Below are 21223 nucleotides of genomic sequence, written 5' to 3' on the forward strand. Positions count from 1 at the left end.
GGCTGAGGGTGCAAAATCACAGTTGATCCCAACCGCCCTTGAAATTGCCGCAATGCCCGGCTATGTCCGGCCTATCCGCTAGCAGAGAGAACCCGCCAAATGGCCACCACCAACCCGATCCAGTTCATTCAGCAAGTTCGAGCCGAAGTTTCCAAGGTCGTCTGGCCGACCCGGCGCGAGGTGCTGTTGACCACGGTCATGGTGTTCATCATGGCTGCTCTGACCGCTGTATTCTTTGCTCTGGTCGATCTGGGCATTCGTGGCGGCTTGCAACTGATCCTGGGCGCGTTCAGCTAACCGCACTCAGGCGCGGAAACACCGCAGCCCCCCCTTGCACAGCGCGGAATCTCAGAGTAGTTCACACGGGACTATTCGGAATGGGCGTGTGGCGATTCGGGCTGCGCGCCGCTTTTTATTCCGGAACACGCGGACAGGCCGCGACAGGATTTCAATACAGGGCGAACCCGCAATGCGGGACTTGGCCCAAGACAAACAAGGACGACAGGTTCATGGCGAAACGGTGGTACTCGGTCAGCGTTCTTTCGAATTTCGAAAAGAAGATCGCAGAGCAGATCCGCACGTCGGTGGCTGAACAGGGCCTTGAGGACGATATCGACGAAGTACTCGTCCCCACCGAAGAGGTGATCGAAGTCCGTCGCGGCAAGAAAGTCACCACCGAACGCCGCTTTATGCCCGGTTACGTTCTGGTACATATGGAAATGTCGGATCAAGGCTATCACCTTATCAACTCGATCAACCGCGTCACTGGTTTCCTTGGTCCCCAAGGCCGCCCGATGCCGATGCGCGACGCCGAAGTGAACCAGATCCTGAACCGCGTTCAGGAAGGTGAAGAAGCGCCGAAGCTGATGATCAGCTTCGAGGTCGGCGAGAAGGTCAAGGTCAACGACGGCCCGTTCGAAGATTTCGACGGCATGGTCGAGGGCGTGGACGATGAGAACCAGAAGCTGAAGGTCTCGGTTTCGATCTTTGGTCGGGAAACGCCGGTCGAGCTGGACTTCACTCAGGTCACTAAGCAGGGCTAAAGTCGTTTTAAACAAACCGCATGCTTGACGAGCATGCTGCCGTACCGCGAGTGCTCACAAACTCTAACATTTTTGCTTTCTAAAGCTCACGACGTTTGACGCTAGGCGAGAATTGCGAATGGACCGAAGCAATAGCTTTTTCTAGAGCAAACTTTGCATTTCTTCGGGAACATGGAATCTGCCGCATCTTTTGAAGCTTACCTTGCCAGTCTCGGCGCGGTCAGCCTCGAAGGCGCGAATGAAGGGGTCCACTGATTGAGGAGAGAGTTGCATCTCCTGCCCTGCAAAGAACTCATCTATTGCTGTTTGATACAGGTCCAATGCGACGTCGCGGTCCCACATGCGATGTTGTCTGCGTATTCTGATTCTCTTTGTGCGATGCCGATCTTCTACCCTGGACTTAAACAGTTTCTCATCTGCGTATTTTCCGTGGAATAGAAATATATTGCGATCTACTGTCCATTTGTCTTTTCGCAGCTTGTGCTGATGCCCGCCTCGAATGTTTCTGTGAATGATGCAAGGCTTGCAGTAGGCTTCGCTCAGAAAGCCATACGGCCGTTGTTGAAGTAGTGGTTGCGCTGGATCTAATGGAGGTTCATTGCCTGTGTATAGTAGCTCTACACCGACCGGGCTCAGGGCAATGCCTGGGTGGGCGGTAGAATCCAGATATTCGAGCAGACTTCTACCTACCGTTGGGTGCAACACAACGTACTCGTCAACATCATTGAATACGACGTATCTATAGTGACGGAGCAGCGTATTCACCTGCTCAAAAATATATCTTATGCGGTGTCCATCAAAGTTCGCACGCTGCTCAGCTGTCATGTTCAAGTGGATTACCGAGCAGTCTTTTGTCACATCGTCCAGTGCTTCCGATGAGCCATCCAGAATGATCAGAAGATCACTTTTGTCTGCGACAAACTCACTGTTGTGTTGTATCCAAAGACGTAGCCACATTAAATCTGCACTGTGACACATTGTTATGAATGAAATTGACATAAGCCTCTAGGGTATTGTTGGTCTGTTCTTTCTTCGTAAAGGCTCTAACGGATTGCAAGTCAATTGTATGACGAAAATGTACTTTGATTTCCACCTAGATTAGGACTTGCAGCATGTAGCGAAAGTTACGGTTCTTTGTTCGCTTCTCAGAGCGGCTGTTTTAGGTTTGCGTGATACATCACTTGCCAACCCTAACATTCCATTATACACGCCGCCTCTATCGTCTTCGGGCGAGATTCTCTCGTGGTAGGTTTCAGGGATCGCGATCCCGGGCCGGACCACGCAACATAATCTGGGCGAAACGCGTTTCGCCTTAGTTGAAAGGAAAACCAAATGGCTAAGAAGCTTGCTGGTACAATGAAACTGCAGGTTCCTGCAGGTCAGGCGAACCCGTCGCCGCCAGTTGGTCCAGCGCTGGGTCAGCGCGGCATCAACATCATGGAATTCTGCAAGGCGTTCAACGCCAAGACCGCAGACATGGAGCAAGGCGCTCCTTGCCCGACCGTGATCACCTATTATCAGGACAAGTCCTTCACCATGGACATCAAGACGCCGCCCGCGTCTTATTACCTGAAAAAAGCAGCTGGTCTGAAGCCGGTTGGCAAGCGTAACCGCCCTCGTGGTGCGGAGAACCCTGGTCGTGAGACCGTGGCCACCGTAACCACCAAACAGGTTCGCGAAATCGCCGAAGCCAAAATGAAAGATCTGAACGCCAACGACGTCGAAGGCGCAATGCAGATCATCCTGGGCTCGGCCCGCTCTATGGGCATCGAGGTGAAGTAAGATGGCAAAACTCGGTAAACGTACCCGCGCTGCGCGCGAAGCTGTCGCCGGCAAGGAAAACCTGTCGGTTGAAGAAGCAGTTGCCCTGGTAAAAGGCAACGCGACCTCGAAATTCGACGAGACCATCGAAATCGCGATGAACCTGGGCGTTGACACGCGTCACGCAGACCAGATGGTTCGTGGCGTTGTTGGCCTGCCGAACGGCACCGGTAAAGCGATGCGCGTTGCAGTATTCGCGCGTGGCCCCAAGGCGGACGAAGCGAAAGAAGCTGGCGCAGATATCGTTGGCGCAGAAGACCTGATGGAAACCATCCAGGGCGGCACCATCGAATTCGATCGCTGCATCGCGACCCCTGACATGATGCCGATCGTTGGTCGTCTGGGTAAAGTTCTGGGCCCGCGCAACCTGATGCCGAACCCCAAAGTTGGCACCGTGACCATGGACGTGAAAGCGGCCGTGGAAGCAGCCAAAGGTGGTGAAGTTCAGTTCAAAGCTGAAAAAGGTGGCGTTGTGCACGCAGGCGTGGGCAAAGCGTCCTTCGACGAAGCCAAGCTGGCTGAAAACGTCCGTGCCTTCATCTCGGCTGTTGCGAAAGCCAAGCCGTCGGGCGCCAAAGGCACCTACATGAAGAAAATCGCACTCAGCTCGACCATGGGCCCGGGTGTGACTCTGGACGTGGCGGCTGCTGCGGGCGAATAAGCCCTAAAGCAGACGAAACAATCTTTGAAACCCGAGTAGCGCAAGCTGCTCGGGTTTTTTGCTGCCTTAGCGGAAGGTCTGTTGCAGGCGCAATTGCAGTCGGTCGCGTTTACGCAGTTCGAAATCGCTACAGGTGATGTCCGGTTGCCAGAGGCGAAGCCAGTCCTTCAGCAACCGGCCCCGCAAGCAGCAATCGAGAATCTGCGTGTCGATCGGGTGGCGATACTGGCGGAAGAACATCTCTTTGTTGCGGGTCAGAGCGCCGCTTCGGTCGACGTCCCTATCGGCCCCGTCCCGGAAGATATCCGCCTTCAGAAAGTCGACGATATCATAGACGGCGAGCTTGTCGCGGGCCTCGGTGAAATCCAGCCCGATGGCAGTTCCTTGGCCCATGATCAGGTTCAGGCCGTGAAAATCCCCATGTGAAAATACACGCAGGTCAGGGCGGTTTTTCAAGGATGCGGCTTCGGCCAGAAACACCTCGACCATGGGCTGGCTGATGTCTGAGATATGCGAGGGAACTTGGGTAGACTGCTCGCGTATGTTGTCGGTCATCCAACGCGGTCGAAATGCATAGTCGGTGGCGTTTTGAACCCCGTGGAGGTCATGCAGCCACGACCCCGCACGGCGATAGACTTGCGCCACCTGGGCGTCGTCTTCGCTGTTGTAGATGATGTCCGTCGCGGTCGGACGCTTAACAAACTCAGTCACCATGAACACGCCGCTTGGCGACATGTAGACGGGACGAACGACTCGATTGTTTTGGAACGTCTTGAAGTGTTCGGTCAGTTGCACCAGCAGGTCGAACTCTTTACGCAGGCGTCCCGTTTCAGGCGACAAGGTATCAAGCTTCAGCGCATAGGAGCGGTTCGAGGTTTCGACCTTCCACACCAGACGGGTATCGGGGAAAGCGTGGGATCGACAGTGAAAGCGTACCTGTGTGATGGGCGTGCTCAGACAGTCCTGCGCCAACTCTTGGGCGTAGGCACTGGCCTTGTCGAATTCTTCCAGAGTAACCGCTGTCATTTTGCCTCAAGCCCGGAGTGTTTTCGGGCATTCATACCGGAGGTGACCGTAGCTGAAACCCACTGTCAATGACATTGCTGGCGTGTATTGACCGCTCTGCGGGTCGCCCCGCATACAAAGGGCGGTTCGGACCTGATGCCGCAAGTGCAAATAGGGGCAATTTACCCCTTGGAAACCCCCTCCATCTGCCCTAAGTAGGGCTGCGAAGTAAAGCGTGCGATTCGTCGTGCGCTTTATTTCGTTTCGTCCAAGACGGTGGGTGGTGCCATATGGCCCCTTAATTCCCTGCCTGAGACGGGTAAGACCAAAGAATTCTGAGGGTCCCACCCTCGGGCGCATTTTGGCCAATCCCGTAACAACGGACCTGAACGCCGGGGTTAACCCCTCGGCAAATATGAGCCGGGGTGAGTGATCGCCCCAAACTTGGAGAGAACTGTGGATAGAGCCCAGAAAGAGAAAGTGGTCGAGGAACTCGGCCAAATCTTCGAAAGCTCTGGCGTCGTAGTGGTTGCTCACTACGCCGGTCTGACAGTTGCCGAGATGCAGGACCTTCGCGCACGTGCTCGTGACGCGGGTGGCTCCGTGCGTGTTGCCAAGAACAGGCTCGCCAAAATCGCCCTTGAGGGTAAGCCGTGTGAAAGCATGGCCGACCTGCTGACAGGGATGACCGTTCTGACCTATTCCGAGGACCCCGTGGCAGCAGCCAAGGTGGCCGAGGACTTCGCCAAAGAGAACCAAAAGTTCGAAATCCTTGGCGGTGCAATGGGAGAGAACGCTCTGGACCGGGCTGGTGTTGCAGCCGTGTCGAAAATGCCGTCGCGTGAAGAGCTTATTGCTTCGATCGCTGGTATGCTTGGCGCGCCTGCTTCGAACATCGCCGGTGCAATTGGCGCACCTGCAAGCAACATCGCAAGCATCCTTTCCACCATCGAAGAGAAGGCGGAAGCTGCGTAAGCGGTTGGCACTGAATGATCTGCGTGGGGGATACCCCCTGACGTTGGAACACACACTGTAAACGGAAAGAGCTGATAAAATGGCTGATCTGAAAGCACTCGCAGAAAGCATCGTGGGTCTGACCCTGCTGGAAGCACAAGAACTGAAAACCATCCTCAAAGACGAATACGGCATCGAGCCCGCAGCAGGCGGCGCAGTTGTCATGGCTGCTGGTGGCGACGCCGGCGGTGCAGCTGAGGAAGAAAAAACCGAATTCGACGTCGTTCTGAAGAACGCCGGCGCATCGAAAATCAACGTCATCAAAGAAGTTCGCGGCATCACCGGCCTGGGCCTGAAAGAAGCCAAGGAACTGGTCGAAGCCGGCGGCAAGATCAAAGAAGGCGTAGACAAAGCAGAAGCAGAAGACGTCAAAGCCAAGCTGGAAGCAGCTGGCGCCGAAGTCGAGCTGGCCTAAGCTTAGTCTCTGGCGCATCGCTGATGTGCCGAAAAATTTGGCTGGGTCCGGAGAAATCCGGGTCCAGCCGAACCTGTCTTAGAAAGGGCCTCATGTCGTGGGGCGTTTTCTAAGACACGGTTTTCGGATCGGGAGGCCGCCTTCGGGACGGTGGCCACGAATTGATCCGGGCGTGTCGTCTCGAATGTGCAAGATGCCGGGGCCCGACGGTGTCTTTGCCCGCTGAGAACATCGAAAGGTGACATCTGACATGGCTCAAACGTTCCTTGGCCAGAAACGTCTTCGTAAATATTACGGCAAAATCCGCGAAGTGCTGGAGATGCCGAACCTCATTGAGGTGCAGAAATCTTCTTATGATCTTTTCCTGCGCTCCGGCGATGCAGAACAGCCCACTGACGGCGAAGGCATCAATGGTGTGTTCCAGTCGGTTTTCCCGATCAAGGATTTCAATGAGACCTCCGTTCTGGAGTTCGTGAAATACGATCTGGAAAAACCGAAATACGACGTCGAAGAGTGCATGCAGCGAGACATGACCTACAGCGCGCCGCTGAAGGTCACTCTGCGTCTGATCGTGTTTGATGTCGATGAGGACACCGGCGCGAAATCGGTGAAAGACATCAAGGAACAGGACGTGTTCATGGGCGATATGCCCCTGATGACACCGAACGGCACCTTCATCGTGAACGGCACCGAGCGTGTGATTGTGTCCCAGATGCACCGCTCGCCCGGTGTGTTCTTTGACCACGACAAGGGCAAAACCCATTCCTCGGGCAAATTGCTGTTTGCCTGCCGCATCATCCCGTATCGCGGCAGCTGGTTGGACTTTGAGTTCGACGCCAAAGACATCGTCTTCGCCCGTATCGACCGTCGCCGCAAACTGCCTGTGACAACCCTGCTGTACGCATTGGGTCTGGATCAGGAAGCGATCATGGACGCGTATTACAACACCGTGTCCTACAAGCTGGACAAGAAGAAGGGCTGGGTCACGCCGTTCTTCCCCGAGCGTGTACGCGGCACCCGTCCGACCTATGATCTGGTTGACGCCAAATCCGGTGAAGTGATTGCGGAAGCGGGCAAGAAAGTCACTCCGCGTGCGGTGAAGAAACTGATCGACGAAGGCACTGTCACCGACCTGCTGGTTCCGTTTGATCACATCGTTGGCAAATATGTCGCCAAGGACATCATCAACGAAGAAACCGGTGCGATCTATGTCGAAGCCGGTGACGAGCTGACGCTGGAATATGACAAAGACGGCGATCTGATCGGCGGTACCGCGAAAGAACTGATCGACGCGGGCATCACCGACATTCCGGTTCTGGACATCGACAACGTCAATGTTGGTCCGTACATGCGCAACACCATGGCGCAGGACAAGAACATGAACCGCGAAAGCGCGCTCATGGACATCTACCGCGTCATGCGTCCGGGTGAGCCGCCCACCGTCGAAGCTGCGTCGGCCCTGTTCGACACCCTGTTCTTCGACAGCGAGCGTTACGACCTGTCCGCTGTTGGTCGCGTGAAAATGAACATGCGTCTGGCTCTGGATGCGCCCGACACTCTGCGCACCCTGCGCCGCGAAGACATCGTGGCCTGCATCAAGGCACTGGTGGAACTGCGTGACGGTAAAGGTGACATCGACGATATCGACCACCTCGGAAACCGTCGTGTGCGTTCGGTCGGCGAACTGATGGAAAACCAGTACCGCGTTGGCCTGCTGCGCATGGAGCGCGCGATCAAAGAGCGTATGTCGTCGGTCGAAATCGACACCGTCATGCCTCAGGACTTGATCAACGCGAAACCCGCTGCGGCTGCCGTCCGCGAATTCTTCGGCTCTTCGCAGTTGTCGCAGTTCATGGACCAGACCAACCCGCTGTCGGAAGTTACACACAAACGCCGCCTCTCGGCGCTTGGCCCCGGTGGTCTGACTCGTGAGCGTGCGGGCTTTGAGGTGCGCGACGTACACCCGACCCACTATGGCCGGATGTGCCCGATTGAAACGCCGGAAGGTCCGAACATCGGTCTGATCAACTCGCTGGCCACCTTTGCCCGCGTGAACAAGTATGGCTTCATCGAAACACCGTACCGCGTCGTGAAAGACGCCGAGGTGACCGATGAGGTTCACTACATGTCCGCGACCGAGGAAATGCGTCACACCGTGGCGCAGGCGAACGCGACGCTGGACGCTGATGGCAAGTTCATCAACGATCTGGTGTCGACCCGTCAGGCCGGTGACTACACGCTTGCCCCGCGCGAGAATGTGGACCTGATCGACGTGTCGCCAAAACAGCTGGTATCAGTAGCTGCATCGCTGATCCCGTTCCTTGAAAATGACGACGCCAACCGCGCTCTGATGGGCTCGAACATGCAACGTCAGGCGGTTCCGCTGCTGCGCGCCGAAGCGCCGCTGGTCGGTACCGGGATCGAGGAAAAGGTTGCGATCGACTCTGGTGCTGCGATCCAGGCGAAACGCGCCGGTATCATCGACCAGGTCGATGCCCAGCGTATCGTTATCCGCGCCACCGAAGATCTGGAACTGGGCGACGCTGGTGTTGACATCTATCGTCTGCGTAAATTCCAGCGTTCGAACCAGAACACCTGCATCAACCAGCGTCCGCTGATCAAGGTGGGTGACACCGTCCAGAAGGGCGAGGTTATTGCCGATGGTCCGTCGACTGATATGGGTGAACTGGCCCTTGGTAAGAACGTGGTCGTCGCGTTCATGCCGTGGAACGGGTACAACTACGAAGACTCGATCCTGATCTCGGAACGTATCGCGCGTGATGACGTCTTTACCTCGGTCCATATCGAGGAATTCGAAGTCGCCGCCCGTGACACCAAGCTGGGCCCGGAAGAGATCACCCGCGACATTCCGAACGTCGGTGAAGAAGCGCTGCGCAACCTCGACGAGGCGGGCATCGTTTACATCGGCGCGGATGTTGAGCCGGGCGATATTCTGGTCGGCAAGATCACTCCGAAGGGCGAAAGCCCGATGACCCCGGAAGAAAAGCTGCTGCGCGCCATCTTTGGTGAAAAAGCATCTGACGTGCGCGACACCTCGCTGCGCGTGAAGCCGGGCGATTACGGTACGGTCGTTGAGGTCCGCGTCTTCAACCGTCACGGCGTCGAGAAAGACGAACGTGCGCTGCAGATCGAGCGTGAGGAAGTCGAACGTCTGGCCCGTGACCGGGACGACGAACTGGCGATCCTGGACCGCAACATCTATGCGCGTCTGCAAGGCCTGATCCTGGGTAAAACCGCTGTCAAAGGCCCGAAAGGCGTCAAGGCAGGGTCGGTGATCACCGAGGACCTGCTGGAAACCCTGACCCGTGGTCAGTGGTGGCAGCTGGCGCTGGAAGGTGAGCAGGACGCACAGATCGTTGAGGCTCTGAACGAGCAGTACGAAGTGCAGAAGCGTGCTCTGGACGCCCGTTTCGAGGACAAGGTCGAGAAGGTCCGCCGTGGCGACGACCTGCCGCCGGGTGTGATGAAGATGGTCAAAGTCTTCATCGCCGTGAAGCGCAAGCTGCAGCCGGGCGACAAGATGGCCGGTCGTCACGGGAACAAAGGTGTGATCTCCAAGGTTGTTCCGATGGAAGACATGCCGTTCCTGGCCGATGGTACGCCGGTTGACTTCTGTCTGAACCCGCTGGGTGTGCCTTCGCGTATGAACGTTGGTCAGATTCTTGAAACCCACATGGGTTGGGCCGCACGCGGTCTGGGTCTGAACATCGACGACGCTCTGGGTGAATACCGCCGCTCTGGCGATCTGACCCCGGTGCGCGAAGCGATGAAGCTGGCCTATGGCGAGAATGTCTACGAAGAAGGCATCACCGGTCTGGACGAGGATGGCCTGATCGAGGCTGCGGGCAATGTGACCCGCGGTGTTCCGATCGCAACCCCGGTCTTTGACGGTGCCAAGGAAGCAGACGTCAACGACGCGCTGTTGCGTGCGGGCTTCTCGGAAAGCGGTCAGTCGGTTCTGTTCGACGGTCGTACCGGTGAGCAATTTGCACGTCCGGTGACCGTGGGCATCAAGTACCTGCTGAAACTGCACCACCTGGTGGACGACAAGATCCACGCGCGTTCGACCGGGCCGTACAGCCTGGTTACCCAGCAGCCGCTGGGCGGTAAGGCGCAGTTCGGTGGTCAGCGCTTTGGTGAGATGGAGGTCTGGGCTCTGGAAGCTTACGGCGCCGCCTACACCCTGCAGGAAATGCTCACCGTGAAATCGGATGACGTCGCCGGCCGGACCAAGGTCTATGAATCGATCGTCAAGGGCGAGGATAACTTTGAAGCGGGCGTACCGGAATCGTTCAACGTTCTGGTGAAAGAAGTCCGTGGCCTCGGCCTGAATATGGAACTCCTGGATGCGGAGGTTGAGGAATAAGAATTTTGAAAAAATTCTTGGGCGGAAACTTTTAAAGTTTCCGCTCCCCTCTCCCCCCTTCCGCAAGATTTGAGGTAACAAATGAACCAGGAAATCACCAACAACCCGTTCAACCCGCTGACGCCCCCGAAGGTCTTTGACGAGATCAAGGTCTCGTTGGCGTCGCCCGAGCGGATTCTGTCTTGGTCCTATGGCGAGATCAAGAAACCCGAAACCATCAACTACCGGACGTTCAAACCTGAACGTGACGGTCTGTTCTGCGCGCGTATCTTTGGCCCGATCAAAGATTACGAATGTCTGTGCGGCAAATATAAGCGGATGAAGTATCGCGGCGTTGTCTGCGAGAAATGCGGTGTGGAAGTCACTCTGCAGAAAGTCCGCCGCGAGCGTATGGGCCACATCGAACTGGCCGCGCCCGTTGCGCATATCTGGTTCCTGAAATCGCTGCCGTCCCGCATCGGTCTGATGCTGGACATGACGCTGCGTGATCTGGAACGCGTTCTGTACTTTGAAAACTATGTCGTTATCGAGCCCGGTCTGACCGACCTGACCTACGGCCAGATGCTGACCGAAGAAGAGTACATGGATGCGCAGGATGCCTATGGCATGGACGCGTTCACCGCGAATATCGGTGCCGAAGCCATTCGCGAGATGCTGGCCCAGATCGATCTGGAAGCCGAAGCCGAGCAGCTGCGCGCTGATCTGGCCGAAGCAACCGGCGAACTGAAGCCCAAGAAGATCATCAAGCGCCTGAAGGTTGTTGAATCCTTCCTCGAGTCGGGCAACCGGCCTGAGTGGATGGTGATGACCGTGATCCCGGTCATTCCGCCGGAACTGCGCCCGCTGGTTCCCCTGGATGGTGGCCGTTTCGCGACTTCGGATCTGAACGATCTGTATCGCCGCGTCATCAACCGGAACAACCGTCTGAAGCGTTTGATTGAGCTGCGCGCACCTGACATCATCGTCCGCAACGAAAAGCGGATGCTGCAGGAATCCGTGGATGCTCTGTTCGACAACGGCCGTCGTGGCCGCGTGATCACCGGTGCCAACAAGCGTCCGCTGAAATCGCTGTCGGACATGCTGAAAGGTAAGCAGGGCCGCTTCCGTCAGAACCTTCTGGGTAAGCGCGTCGACTTCTCGGGTCGTTCGGTCATTGTGACCGGTCCCGAGCTAAAGCTGCACCAGTGTGGTCTGCCCAAGAAGATGGCGCTGGAGCTTTTCAAGCCGTTCATCTACTCTCGCCTTGAAGCCAAGGGTCTGTCTTCGACCGTGAAACAGGCGAAGAAACTGGTCGAGAAAGAGCGTCCCGAAGTGTGGGATATCCTCGACGAGGTGATCCGCGAACACCCTGTCATGCTGAACCGTGCGCCCACGCTGCACCGTCTTGGCATTCAGGCGTTCGAGCCGGTCCTGATCGAAGGTAAAGCCATCCAGCTGCACCCGCTGGTCTGTTCGGCCTTTAACGCCGACTTCGACGGTGACCAGATGGCCGTTCACGTCCCGCTGAGCCTTGAGGCGCAGTTGGAAGCCCGTGTTCTGATGATGTCGACGAACAACGTTCTGTCGCCTGCAAACGGCGCGCCGATCATCGTTCCGTCGCAGGATATGATCCTGGGTCTCTATTATGTGACCCTGGAACGCGAAGGCATGCCGGGCGAAGGTAAGGTGTTCGGGTCGATCGACGAAGTTCAGCACGCGCTGGATTCCGGCGAAGTGCATCTGCACTCGAAAATCACCGCGCGGATCACGCAGATCGACGACGAAGGCAACGAAGTTCAAAAGCGCTATGAGACCACTCCGGGCCGTCTGCGTCTGGGTGCTCTGCTGCCGATGAACAACAAAGCGCCGTTCGATCTGGTCAACCGCCTGCTGAGGAAGAAAGAAGTGCAGCAGGTGATCGACACCGTCTACCGCTACTGCGGTCAGAAAGAGTCGGTCATCTTCTGTGACCAGATCATGTCGATGGGCTTCAAAGAAGCGTTCAAAGCGGGCATCTCGTTCGGTAAGGACGACATGGTCATTCCAGACGACAAGTGGGGCATCGTTGATGACACCCGCGGTCAGGTGAAGGACTTTGAACAGCAGTACATGGACGGCCTGATCACTCAGGGCGAAAAGTACAACAAAGTTGTTGATGCCTGGTCGAAGTGTAACGACCGCGTCACCGAGGCCATGATGTCGACGATCTCGTCGTCGGATCGGGCTGAGGATGGCTCCGAGCAGGAACCGAACTCGGTCTACATGATGGCCCACTCCGGTGCGCGTGGCTCGGTCACTCAGATGAAACAGCTGGGCGGTATGCGCGGCCTGATGGCCAAGCCGAACGGTGACATCATCGAGACGCCGATCATCTCGAACTTTAAAGAAGGTCTGACCGTTCTTGAGTACTTCAACTCGACCCACGGTGCCCGTAAGGGTCTTTCGGATACCGCTCTGAAGACGGCGAACTCAGGTTACCTGACCCGTCGTCTGGTGGACGTGGCGCAAGACTGTATCGTTCGTGAGATCGACTGTGGCACCGAGCGTGCGATCACTGCCGAAGCTGCCGTGAATGACGGAGAGGTTGTCGCCTCGCTGGCCGAACGTGTGCTGGGTCGTGTGGCGGCTGACGATGTTCTGCGTCCGGGCACCGATGAGGTGATCGTGGCCGCAGGTCAGTTGATCGACGAACGTATGGCTGACACCATTGATGAGGCCGGCGTTGCCTCGATGCGCATCCGCTCGCCTCTGACCTGTGAGTCCGAGGAAGGCGTCTGCGCAACCTGCTACGGCCGTGACCTTGCCCGCGGTACTATGGTGAACACAGGTGAAGCTGTCGGCATCATCGCCGCGCAGTCGATCGGTGAACCCGGTACACAGCTGACCATGCGGACCTTCCACATCGGTGGTGTTGCGCAGGGTGGTCAGCAGTCGTTCCAGGAAGCCAACCAGGAAGGCGTTGTTGCGTTTGAGAACCCGCAGATCCTGGTCAATGCCGCAGGTGAAAGTCTGGTCATGGGCCGGAACATGAAGCTGGTGATCAACGACGAACACGGCGAAGAGCGGGCCAGCTTCAAACTGGGCTACGGCTCCAAGCTGTTCGTCAAGGACGGCACCAAAGTGGCCCGTGGCGACAAGCTGTTCGAATGGGACCCCTACACCCTGCCGATCATCGCCGAAAAAGCCGGTACTGCGAAATATGTCGACCTGGTTTCGGGCCTTGCTGTCCGCGACGAGACCGACGAAGCAACCGGTATGACCCAGAAGATCGTGATCGACTGGCGCGCGGCCCCCAAGGGCAGCGACCTCAAGCCCGAGATCATTCTGGTTGGCGAAGATGGCGAGCCGGTCCGCAACGATGCGGGCAACCCGGTTCACTACCCGATGTCGGTGGATGCGATCCTGTCGGTCGAAGACGGTCAGAAGGTCGAAGCTGGTGACGTTGTTGCGCGTATCCCGCGCGAAGGTGCCAAGACCAAGGACATCACCGGTGGTCTGCCGCGTGTGGCCGAACTGTTCGAAGCGCGTCGTCCGAAAGATCACGCGATCATCGCAGAAGCCGATGGTTACGTGCGCTTTGGTCGCGACTACAAGAACAAGCGCCGCATCAGCATCGAACCGGCTGACGAGTCCATGGAGACCATCGAGTACATGGTGCCCAAGGGCAAGCACATCCCGGTCGCCGAAGGGGACTTCATCCAGAAGGGTGAATACCTGATGGACGGTAACCCGGCTCCGCACGACATCCTGTCCATCATGGGTGTCGAAGCGCTGGCGGATTACATGATCGACGAGGTGCAGGACGTCTATCGTCTGCAGGGCGTGAAGATCAACGACAAGCACATCGAGGTCATCGTGCGCCAGATGCTGCAGAAGTGGGAGATCCTGGATTCAGGCGACACCACCCTGCTGAAAGGCGAGCATGTCGACAAGCAAGAGTTCGACGCGGCCAACGAGAAGACCATTGCCCGCGGTGGTCGTCCGGCACAAGGCGAGCCAATCCTTCTGGGGATCACCAAAGCCTCGCTGCAAACGCGTTCGTTCATCTCTGCGGCGTCGTTCCAGGAAACCACCCGCGTCCTTACCGAAGCGTCGGTTCAGGGCAAGAAAGACAAGCTGGTTGGCCTGAAAGAGAACGTCATCGTTGGTCGTCTGATCCCCGCCGGTACCGGTGGGGCCACTCAGGCCGTCCGCCACATCGCCCAGTCGCGTGACAATGTGGTCATCGAAGCCCGTCGGGAAGAGGCCGAAGCCGCTGCTGCTCTGGCGGCGCCCAGCTTTGATGACGACATGGTAGGGGATGAGCTGGACGTTCTGGTGGAAACACCGGAAAGCCGCGAGTAACCCTCGGACCTGAAAGACAGAAAAGGCCCTGCGGTTTCGCGGGGCCTTTTTGTTTGCGCCCCCCGAAGTGCTCTTTCGCAAAGAAAATTATCAATGTGACCCGGTTTGTGGCATGGTTGCGAAAAGCAGAGGAGGGGGCCGCCATGACAACCCGGCAAACGCAAGGACGCAAGCGCCTGTATGACAGCATTCTGGACACTGTCGGAGACACGCCCTGCGTGCGGATCAACAGAATCGCGCCCTCTGACGTGACGGTTTACGTGAAGTTCGAAGCGTTCAATCCGGCCAGTTCCGTAAAGGACCGTCTGGCGCTGAACATCATCGAAGCGGCCGAGCGGGACGGTCGGCTGAAACCGGGGCAGACGGTTGTTGAGGCAACCTCGGGCAATACCGGGATTGGGCTGGCGATGGTCTGTGCGGCCAAGGGCTATCCTCTGGTTGTCACCATGGCGGACAGTTTCTCGGTCGAGCGGCGCAAGCTGATGCGGTTCCTGGGGGCCAAGGTTGTCCTAACCCCGCGTGCCCAGAAAGGGTTCGGCATGTATACCAAGGCCAAGGAGCTGGCCGAGCAGAATGGCTGGTTCCTCGCGAGCCAGTTTGAAACCTCGGCCAATGCCGACATTCATGAAAACACCACCGCGCGAGAGATTCTGGCGGATTTCGACGGGCAGAAGCTCGACTATTGGGTGACAGGCTATGGCACCGGTGGGACCGTCTCGGGCGTGGCGCGAGTTCTGAGGAATGAACGCCCGGAAACGAAGATTATCCTGACGGAACCTGCGAATGCGGCGATTGTCTCGTCGGGCTATGTGAATACCCGCAACGACACACATCAGCCGACCGAAAGCCATCCAAATTTCGAACCGCATCCGATCCAGGGTTGGACGCCTGATTTCATTCCTTGGGTCCTGCAGGAGGCCATAGACAACGGCTTCTATGATGAGTTGATCCCTGTGCCCGGCGCAGACGGGATTGCCTGGTCGCGCCGTTTGGCTGCGGAAGAGGGGATTTTCACCGGCATATCAGGTGGATCCACATTTGCGGTTGCGATGAAACTGGCTGAGACCGCGCCGGACGGATCGGTGATGCTGGTGATGCTTCCAGATACCGGTGAACGGTATCTTTCGACCCCGTTGTTCGAAGGGGTGGAGGAAGAGATGACGGATGAGGAGATCGCGATCTCTAAATCGACGCCATCAGCCCAGATGACGGACTGAAGCGGCTGGAAAACAACCGGTTACAGTTACTCTTCGTGAAAAATTTTAGGATTGAGACGCGCGAATTGACTTTGCGTGAGATTGAAGCGTGAATATCGCCATTGTTTGAAGGCCGAGTATTGTTTGAATGAGTCCGAATGTTAAAGGCGCACTGCTGATGATGGCCAGCATGGCTGCATTTACGGTGAATGACACGCTGGTCAAAATAGCGCTGCGAGAACTGCCCTTGTTTCAGTTGGTTGCGATCCGAGGGGCTTTGGCGACTCTGCTTGTTTACGGGTTGGCGCGCCATCTTGGGGCGTTGCACCTGAATTTTTCACGACATGACAAATGGCTGGTTTCTATTCGCTGTGTTGCCGAACTATCCGCGACGTTTTTCTTCCTGACCGCCCTCAAGAACATGCCGCTGGCGAATGTGACAGCGGTTCTCCAGGTCTTGCCGTTGACCGTGACACTGGGAGCGGTCCTGTTCTTCTCAGAACATATCGGCTGGCGGCGGATTATGGCGATTGTTGTCGGGTTCATGGGCATGCTGCTGATCGTGCGGCCCGGGCCGGACGGTTTCAGCGTCTATGCGATCTATGCGTTGCTGGCCGTGGTCTCGGTGACGATCCGAGACCTGATCACCCGGCGCATGTCACCACAGGTTCCGTCACTGGTGGTAACCCTTGCCACCTCTCTGTCGATCTCTGTCGCCGCAGGGCTGGTGTCGACGTTTGAGGGCTGGGTCAACCTGTCCGGCGGCAATGTTGTTCTGGTGGCCTCGGCGGCTGTATTTGTCCTGATCGGATATCTATGCAGCGTGATGGTGATGCGAGAAGGCGAGGTTGGGTTTATCGCCCCTTTCCGATACTCCAGCCTGATTTGGGCCTTGGGGCTAGGCTGGGTTGTGTTTGGCGAATGGCCCGATGCGGTGACTTTGTTCGGCGCCGGGCTGGTTGTCGCCGCCGGTTTGTTTACCCTGTTCCGCGAAAGGACAACTCAGGGCGCGCCGTGAACCTGCCGGACGATGGTTTGATCAATGGCAAAACGGGCGATGAACTCCCCCTCAAGCTCGGGGCTGACGGCCGAGAGTTCGCGGTCATAGTTGCGCGCCCCGCGTGAGTCGTTGAACCCGTTCAGCGAACGTACCCACATCGGCGCGTCGGTATAGCTGACGATGGGCATGAAGCGGCCCATGCGATGATGGGTAAAGCTGATGATCGTCTGTTTGCAGCCGCCTGCGATATGCATCCCAAGTCCCACGCCCAAAAGAGGTTTATGCGTCGGTTTCGCCGTGATCCCATCGGCATTCAGCCGGGCAAAGAAGCCCTGGTTGAAATCAATGCCGACAATTGTGTTGCGCTCCATCAGGCCTTTGCTGTCGCGGACGGCTTCGCGCAGACGCTCAACGAAATCCACGGATACCGCGTCGTCATCGTCATGGCGGAATTGGATGCAAGGCTGATCGGGGTCTTTGCGGGCCGCGTTCAGGATATCCTTCATGATATGGCGATGCGATTTGTCGACCCGAGGCGAATCCTCAACGATCCGGACCTGTTTCACATCTGCTGTCAGGTCGTGTAGCCGGTCATGGGCATCTTTCGGCAGGCAGTCTCCGATCACCACCAGCAGCTCGAAATCCTCGTCGGTGTGTTCGCGAAAACAGGGCAGGGTCGAGGACTCGAACAGCCGGAATCTCTCTTCCAGACGGGCAGGGCTGTAGAGGTGACGACGCCGATCATCCAGGGTTTCATGTTCGGTCTGAAAGCTGCCAAGGGCCGGAAAGGAAAAGCGGCAAAGGCCGATAACCTGCATCTGTCATCCATCGCAAAACTGTTCTGCGCGCACTATGCCGGGCTATGCCTGCCCCCGCAACGCCAGAAGAGGCTGGCCGGAGCGCGCAATCGTTGATATCACAGCGCAATCCGGCCAGTTTGGCGCACAGGGGTAAGTGCTGTTGACACTCGGGCCGACTCCCCCTATTACGCGCGTCATCTCGGTGCCGGGGGCCGCCCCAAAACCGATTCCAGTAATGAACTGGTCAAGGCCCGGACAATTTTACCGTTCGCGCCCTCTGAGAAACAACCGCGACGTTCACCTCGGAATGGGAACGCTCGTGGGTTTTGCGCTTGTGGACGCATGAGTGCAGCAAGTTTAACCGCACGCAGCCGCGTGCATGTCATGTGTTGCAAAACGGGGAAGAAACCGGAATGCCAACTATTCAACAGCTGATCCGCAAGCCGCGGCAGCCCAAAGTAAAACGCTCGAAGTCCATGCACCTGGAGCAGTGCCCGCAGAAACGCGGCGTCTGCACCCGCGTGTACACCACCACACCGAAGAAGCCGAACTCGGCTATGCGTAAGGTTGCCAAAGTGCGCCTGACCAACGGGTTCGAGGTCATCTCGTACATCCCCGGTGAAAGCCACAACCTGCAGGAACACTCGGTTGTTCTGATCCGTGGCGGCCGTGTAAAAGACCTTCCCGGTGTGCGTTACCACATCCTGCGCGGTGTTCTGGATACTCAGGGCGTCAAAGACCGTAAGCAACGTCGTTCGAAATACGGCGCGAAGCGTCCCAAGTAAGAAGGAGAGGCTGATATGTCACGTCGTCACGCCGCCGAAAAACGCGAAGTCCTGCCTGACGCCAAATTTGGCGACAAGGTACTGACCAAATTCATGAACAACCTGATGATCGACGGCAAAAAGTCGGTCGCAGAGCGCATCGTTTACAACGCCTTTGACCGCGTTGAGAACAAGATCAAGCGCGCACCTGTCGAAGTGTTCCACGAAGCGCTCGACAACATCAAACCGTCGGTCGAGGTTCGCTCGCGCCGGGTTGGTGGTGCAACTTATCAGGTTCCGGTCGAAGTGCGCCCTGAGCGCCGCGAAGCACTGGCCATCCGTTGGCTGATCACTGCTGCGCGTGGCCGCAACGAAAACACCATGGAAGAACGCCTCGCCGGCGAATTGCTGGACGCTGTACAGTCCCGCGGTACCGCCGTGAAGAAGCGCGAAGACACCCACAAGATGGCCGAGGCGAACAAAGCCTTCAGCCACTACCGTTGGTAATTCAGAGGCTTATCAAAAATGGCACGCGAATATCCGCTCGAACTATACCGTAACTTCGGTATCATGGCGCACATCGACGCAGGTAAGACCACCTGCTCGGAGCGTATCCTGTATTACACTGGTAAATCCCACAACATCGGTGAGGTGCACGATGGTGCAGCCACCATGGACTGGATGGAGCAGGAGCAGGAACGCGGCATCACCATCACTTCGGCTGCGACCACCACTTTCTGGGAGCGCACCGAGGACGGTCAAACCGCCGATACCCCCAAGCACCGCCTGAACATCATCGACACCCCCGGCCACGTTGACTTCACCATTGAAGTTGAACGCTCGCTGGCGGTTCTCGACGGTGCCGTCTGCGTTCTGGACGCAAACGCCGGTGTTGAGCCCCAGACCGAAACCGTGTGGCGTCAGGCTGACCGCTACAAGGTTCCGCGTATGGTTTTCGTCAACAAAATGGACAAGATCGGCGCAGACTTCTTCAACTGCGTTCGCATGATCGAAGACCGAACCGGCGCACGCGCTGTTCCGGTTGGTATTCCGATCGGCGCCGAGTCCGAGCTGGAAGGTCTGATCGACCTGGTCACCATGGAAGAGTGGTTGTGGCAGGGCGAAGATCTGGGCGCAAGCTGGATCAAAGCTCCGATCCGCGACAGCCTGAAAGACATGGCTGACGAATGGCGCGGCAAGATGATCGAAGCGGCCGTCGAAATGGACGACGACGCGATGATGGAATACCTGGAAGGCAATGAGCCCGACGTTCCGACCCTGCGCGCCCTGCTGCGCAAAGGTACGCTGGACATCGCGTTCGTTCCGGTTCTGGGTGGTTCGGCGTTCAAGAACAAAGGCGTTCAGCCGCTGCTCAACGCTGTGATCGATTATCTGCCCAGCCCGCTGGACGTCGTTGATTACATGGGCTTCAAACCCGGCGACGAAGAAGAAGTTCGTGACATCGCACGTCGTGCAGACGACGAAATGGCCTTCTCGGGTCTGGCGTTCAAAATCATGAACGACCCCTTTGTTGGTTCGCTGACCTTTACCCGGATCTACTCGGGCACCATGAACAAGGGTGACTCGATCCTGAACTCGACCAAAGGTAAGAAAGAGCGCATCGGTCGTATGATGATGATGCACTCCAACAACCGGGAAGAGATCGAAGAAGCGTTTGCAGGAGACATTATCGCGCTGGCGGGTCTGAAAGACACCACCACCGGTGACACCCTGTGTGACGCGAAGGATCCGGTGGTTCTGGAAACCATGACCTTCCCTGATCCGGTGATCGAGATCGCAGTTGAGCCCAAAACCAAGGGCGACCAAGAGAAGATGTCCCAGGGTCTGGCCCGTCTGGCCGCTGAAGACCCGTCCTTCCGTGTGGAAACTGACCTGGAATCCGGTCAGACCATCATGAAGGGCATGGGCGAACTTCACCTGGACATCCTGGTTGACCGTCTGAAGCGCGAGTTCAAGGTTGAGGCGAACATCGGTGCTCCTCAGGTGGCCTATCGCGAAACCATCTCGATGCCGGTTGAGCACACCTACACCCACAAGAAACAGTCGGGTGGTTCGGGTCAGTTCGGTGAGGTTAAACTCGAGATCACTCCGACCGAGCCCGGCGAAGGTTACTCGTTCGAGAGCCGCATCGTTGGTGGTGCCGTTCCGAAAGAATACATCCCGGGTGTCGAAAAAGGCATCCAGTCGGTTATGGACAGCGGCCCTCTGGCTGGCTTCCCTGTGATCGACTTCAAGGTTGCCTTGCTGGACGGTAAGTTCCACGATGTTGACTCGAGCGTTCTGGCTTTCGAAATCGCAGCCCGTATGTGTATGCGTGAAGGCATGCGCAAAGCTGGCGCGAAACTGCTGGAACCGATCATGAAGGTCGAAGTGATAACCCCGGAAGAATACACCGGCGGTATCATCGGCGACCTGACCTCGCGTCGTGGCCAGGTTTCTGGTCAGGAACCGCGCGGCAACGCGATCGCGATCGACGCGTTCGTTCCGCTGGCGAACATGTTCGGCTACATCAACACTCTGCGTTCGATGTCGTCGGGCCGTGCCCAGTTCACCATGCAGTTCGACCACTACGATCCGGTTCCGCAGAACATCTCGGACGAGATCCAGGCGAAATACGCATAACCAAAGATTTGAGGGAGCGTGGGTATCACGCTCCCTTCATTACCGAAAAAGGAGGCCATCATGGCAAAGGAAAAGTTTGAGCGTACAAAACCGCACGTCAACATCGGCACGATTGGGCACGTTGACCATGGTAAGACGACGCTGACCGCAG

General features: G+C 57.2%; 17 protein-coding genes. 14 read left to right on the plus strand and 3 right to left on the minus strand.

Annotation, left to right across the window (positions count from 1 at the left end; genetic code table 11):
• Positions 1-99: 99 nt before the first annotated feature.
• Together secE and nusG are read left to right on the plus strand one after the other, a co-directional pair.
• Entirely contained in the window at positions 100-297 is a 198-nt protein-coding gene (gene secE / locus ACR0JF_RS14865) for a preprotein translocase subunit SecE (protein ID WP_050605011.1), read from the plus strand.
• Between the two features lie 212 nt (positions 298-509).
• Entirely contained in the window at positions 510-1043 is a 534-nt protein-coding gene (gene nusG, locus ACR0JF_RS14870; protein ID WP_117872965.1) for a transcription termination/antitermination protein NusG, read from the plus strand.
• 141 nt (positions 1044-1184) lie between these two features.
• Here the strand turns inward: nusG and ACR0JF_RS14875 are convergent, their stop codons facing one another.
• A complete protein-coding gene (locus ACR0JF_RS14875) occupies positions 1185-2000 on the minus strand; it encodes a glycosyltransferase family 2 protein (RefSeq protein ID WP_170661501.1) in 816 nt (271 codons plus the stop codon).
• Positions 2001-2375: 375 nt separating this feature from the next.
• Here ACR0JF_RS14875 and rplK point away from each other — a divergent pair, with 375 nt between their 5' ends.
• Both rplK and rplA read left to right on the plus strand, forming a co-directional pair.
• A complete protein-coding gene (gene rplK, locus ACR0JF_RS14880; RefSeq protein WP_113791694.1) occupies positions 2376-2825 on the plus strand; it encodes a 50S ribosomal protein L11 in 450 nt (149 codons plus the stop codon).
• Position 2826: 1 nt separating this feature from the next.
• Positions 2827-3525, plus strand: coding sequence for a 50S ribosomal protein L1 (rplA, locus tag ACR0JF_RS14885; protein ID WP_170375389.1), 699 nt, complete (start codon positions 2827-2829; stop codon positions 3523-3525).
• A 66-nt stretch (positions 3526-3591) separates the two neighbouring features.
• Here the strand turns inward: rplA and ACR0JF_RS14890 are convergent, their stop codons facing one another.
• Positions 3592-4551 (minus strand): aminoglycoside phosphotransferase family protein, encoded by a 960-nt coding sequence (locus tag ACR0JF_RS14890; protein ID WP_170661500.1) that lies wholly within the window; start codon positions 4549-4551, stop codon positions 3592-3594.
• A 435-nt stretch (positions 4552-4986) separates the two neighbouring features.
• Here ACR0JF_RS14890 and rplJ point away from each other — a divergent pair, with 435 nt between their 5' ends.
• The 6 genes from rplJ to ACR0JF_RS14920 all read left to right on the plus strand — a co-directional run bounded on the left by rplJ (position 4987) and on the right by ACR0JF_RS14920 (position 16883).
• Positions 4987-5505: a 50S ribosomal protein L10 gene (gene rplJ / locus ACR0JF_RS14895; RefSeq protein WP_170661499.1), complete on the plus strand. Its 519-nt coding sequence runs from the start codon at positions 4987-4989 to the stop codon at positions 5503-5505.
• Positions 5506-5584: 79 nt separating this feature from the next.
• Positions 5585-5959: a 50S ribosomal protein L7/L12 gene (gene rplL / locus ACR0JF_RS14900; RefSeq protein ID WP_008204003.1), complete on the plus strand. Its 375-nt coding sequence runs from the start codon at positions 5585-5587 to the stop codon at positions 5957-5959.
• A 250-nt stretch (positions 5960-6209) separates the two neighbouring features.
• A complete protein-coding gene (rpoB, locus tag ACR0JF_RS14905; RefSeq protein WP_170661498.1) occupies positions 6210-10346 on the plus strand; it encodes a DNA-directed RNA polymerase subunit beta in 4137 nt (1378 codons plus the stop codon).
• 81 nt (positions 10347-10427) lie between these two features.
• Positions 10428-14669, plus strand: coding sequence for a DNA-directed RNA polymerase subunit beta' (gene rpoC, locus ACR0JF_RS14910; RefSeq protein WP_170471243.1), 4242 nt, complete (start codon positions 10428-10430; stop codon positions 14667-14669).
• Between the two features lie 143 nt (positions 14670-14812).
• A complete protein-coding gene (locus ACR0JF_RS14915) occupies positions 14813-15886 on the plus strand; it encodes a pyridoxal-phosphate dependent enzyme (protein ID WP_170661497.1) in 1074 nt (357 codons plus the stop codon).
• A 127-nt stretch (positions 15887-16013) separates the two neighbouring features.
• Entirely contained in the window at positions 16014-16883 is an 870-nt protein-coding gene (locus ACR0JF_RS14920; RefSeq protein WP_170661496.1) for a DMT family transporter, read from the plus strand.
• Here the strand turns inward: ACR0JF_RS14920 and ACR0JF_RS14925 are convergent.
• Positions 16868-17683, minus strand: a complete 816-nt coding sequence (locus ACR0JF_RS14925; protein WP_170661495.1) for a putative rhamnosyl transferase — start codon at positions 17681-17683, stop codon at positions 16868-16870. The two genes, ACR0JF_RS14920 and ACR0JF_RS14925, sit on opposite strands and share 16 nt — an antisense overlap.
• Before the next feature lie 395 nt (positions 17684-18078).
• Here ACR0JF_RS14925 and rpsL point away from each other — a divergent pair, with 395 nt between their 5' ends.
• From rpsL to ACR0JF_RS14945, 4 genes are all read left to right on the plus strand, one after another.
• A complete protein-coding gene (gene rpsL, locus ACR0JF_RS14930; protein WP_005621086.1) occupies positions 18079-18450 on the plus strand; it encodes a 30S ribosomal protein S12 in 372 nt (123 codons plus the stop codon).
• A gap of 15 nt (positions 18451-18465) precedes the next feature.
• Entirely contained in the window at positions 18466-18936 is a 471-nt protein-coding gene (gene rpsG / locus ACR0JF_RS14935; protein ID WP_039529242.1) for a 30S ribosomal protein S7, read from the plus strand.
• A gap of 18 nt (positions 18937-18954) precedes the next feature.
• On the plus strand, positions 18955-21072 hold the full coding sequence (fusA, locus tag ACR0JF_RS14940) for an elongation factor G (protein ID WP_170375372.1): 2118 nt from the start codon (positions 18955-18957) through the stop codon (positions 21070-21072).
• 60 nt (positions 21073-21132) lie between these two features.
• Positions 21133-21223, plus strand: a 91-nt coding sequence (locus ACR0JF_RS14945; RefSeq protein ID WP_215675807.1) for a GTP-binding protein, incomplete at its 3' end; no start/stop codon positions are given.

It is taken from the genome of Ruegeria sp. BG11, from assembly GCF_056538565.1.

What these genes read in the sequence shown, in the direction of transcription:
- secE (WP_050605011.1), top strand. Translation starts at nt 100, where the DNA reads ATGGCCACCACCAACCCGATCCAGTTCATTCAGCAAGTTCGAGCCGAA.
- nusG (WP_117872965.1), top strand. Translation starts at nt 510, where the DNA reads ATGGCGAAACGGTGGTACTCGGTCAGCGTTCTTTCGAATTTCGAAAAG.
- ACR0JF_RS14875 (WP_170661501.1), bottom strand. Translation starts at nt 2,000, where the DNA reads ATGTGGCTACGTCTTTGGATACAACACAACAGTGAGTTTGTCGCAGAC.
- rplK (WP_113791694.1), top strand. Translation starts at nt 2,376, where the DNA reads ATGGCTAAGAAGCTTGCTGGTACAATGAAACTGCAGGTTCCTGCAGGT.
- rplA (WP_170375389.1), top strand. Translation starts at nt 2,827, where the DNA reads ATGGCAAAACTCGGTAAACGTACCCGCGCTGCGCGCGAAGCTGTCGCC.
- ACR0JF_RS14890 (WP_170661500.1), bottom strand. Translation starts at nt 4,551, where the DNA reads ATGACAGCGGTTACTCTGGAAGAATTCGACAAGGCCAGTGCCTACGCC.
- rplL (WP_008204003.1), top strand. Translation starts at nt 5,585, where the DNA reads ATGGCTGATCTGAAAGCACTCGCAGAAAGCATCGTGGGTCTGACCCTG.
- rpoB (WP_170661498.1), top strand. Translation starts at nt 6,210, where the DNA reads ATGGCTCAAACGTTCCTTGGCCAGAAACGTCTTCGTAAATATTACGGC.
- rpoC (WP_170471243.1), top strand. Translation starts at nt 10,428, where the DNA reads ATGAACCAGGAAATCACCAACAACCCGTTCAACCCGCTGACGCCCCCG.
- ACR0JF_RS14915 (WP_170661497.1), top strand. Translation starts at nt 14,813, where the DNA reads ATGACAACCCGGCAAACGCAAGGACGCAAGCGCCTGTATGACAGCATT.
- ACR0JF_RS14920 (WP_170661496.1), top strand. Translation starts at nt 16,014, where the DNA reads ATGAGTCCGAATGTTAAAGGCGCACTGCTGATGATGGCCAGCATGGCT.
- ACR0JF_RS14925 (WP_170661495.1), bottom strand. Translation starts at nt 17,683, where the DNA reads ATGCAGGTTATCGGCCTTTGCCGCTTTTCCTTTCCGGCCCTTGGCAGC.
- rpsL (WP_005621086.1), top strand. Translation starts at nt 18,079, where the DNA reads ATGCCAACTATTCAACAGCTGATCCGCAAGCCGCGGCAGCCCAAAGTA.
- rpsG (WP_039529242.1), top strand. Translation starts at nt 18,466, where the DNA reads ATGTCACGTCGTCACGCCGCCGAAAAACGCGAAGTCCTGCCTGACGCC.
- fusA (WP_170375372.1), top strand. Translation starts at nt 18,955, where the DNA reads ATGGCACGCGAATATCCGCTCGAACTATACCGTAACTTCGGTATCATG.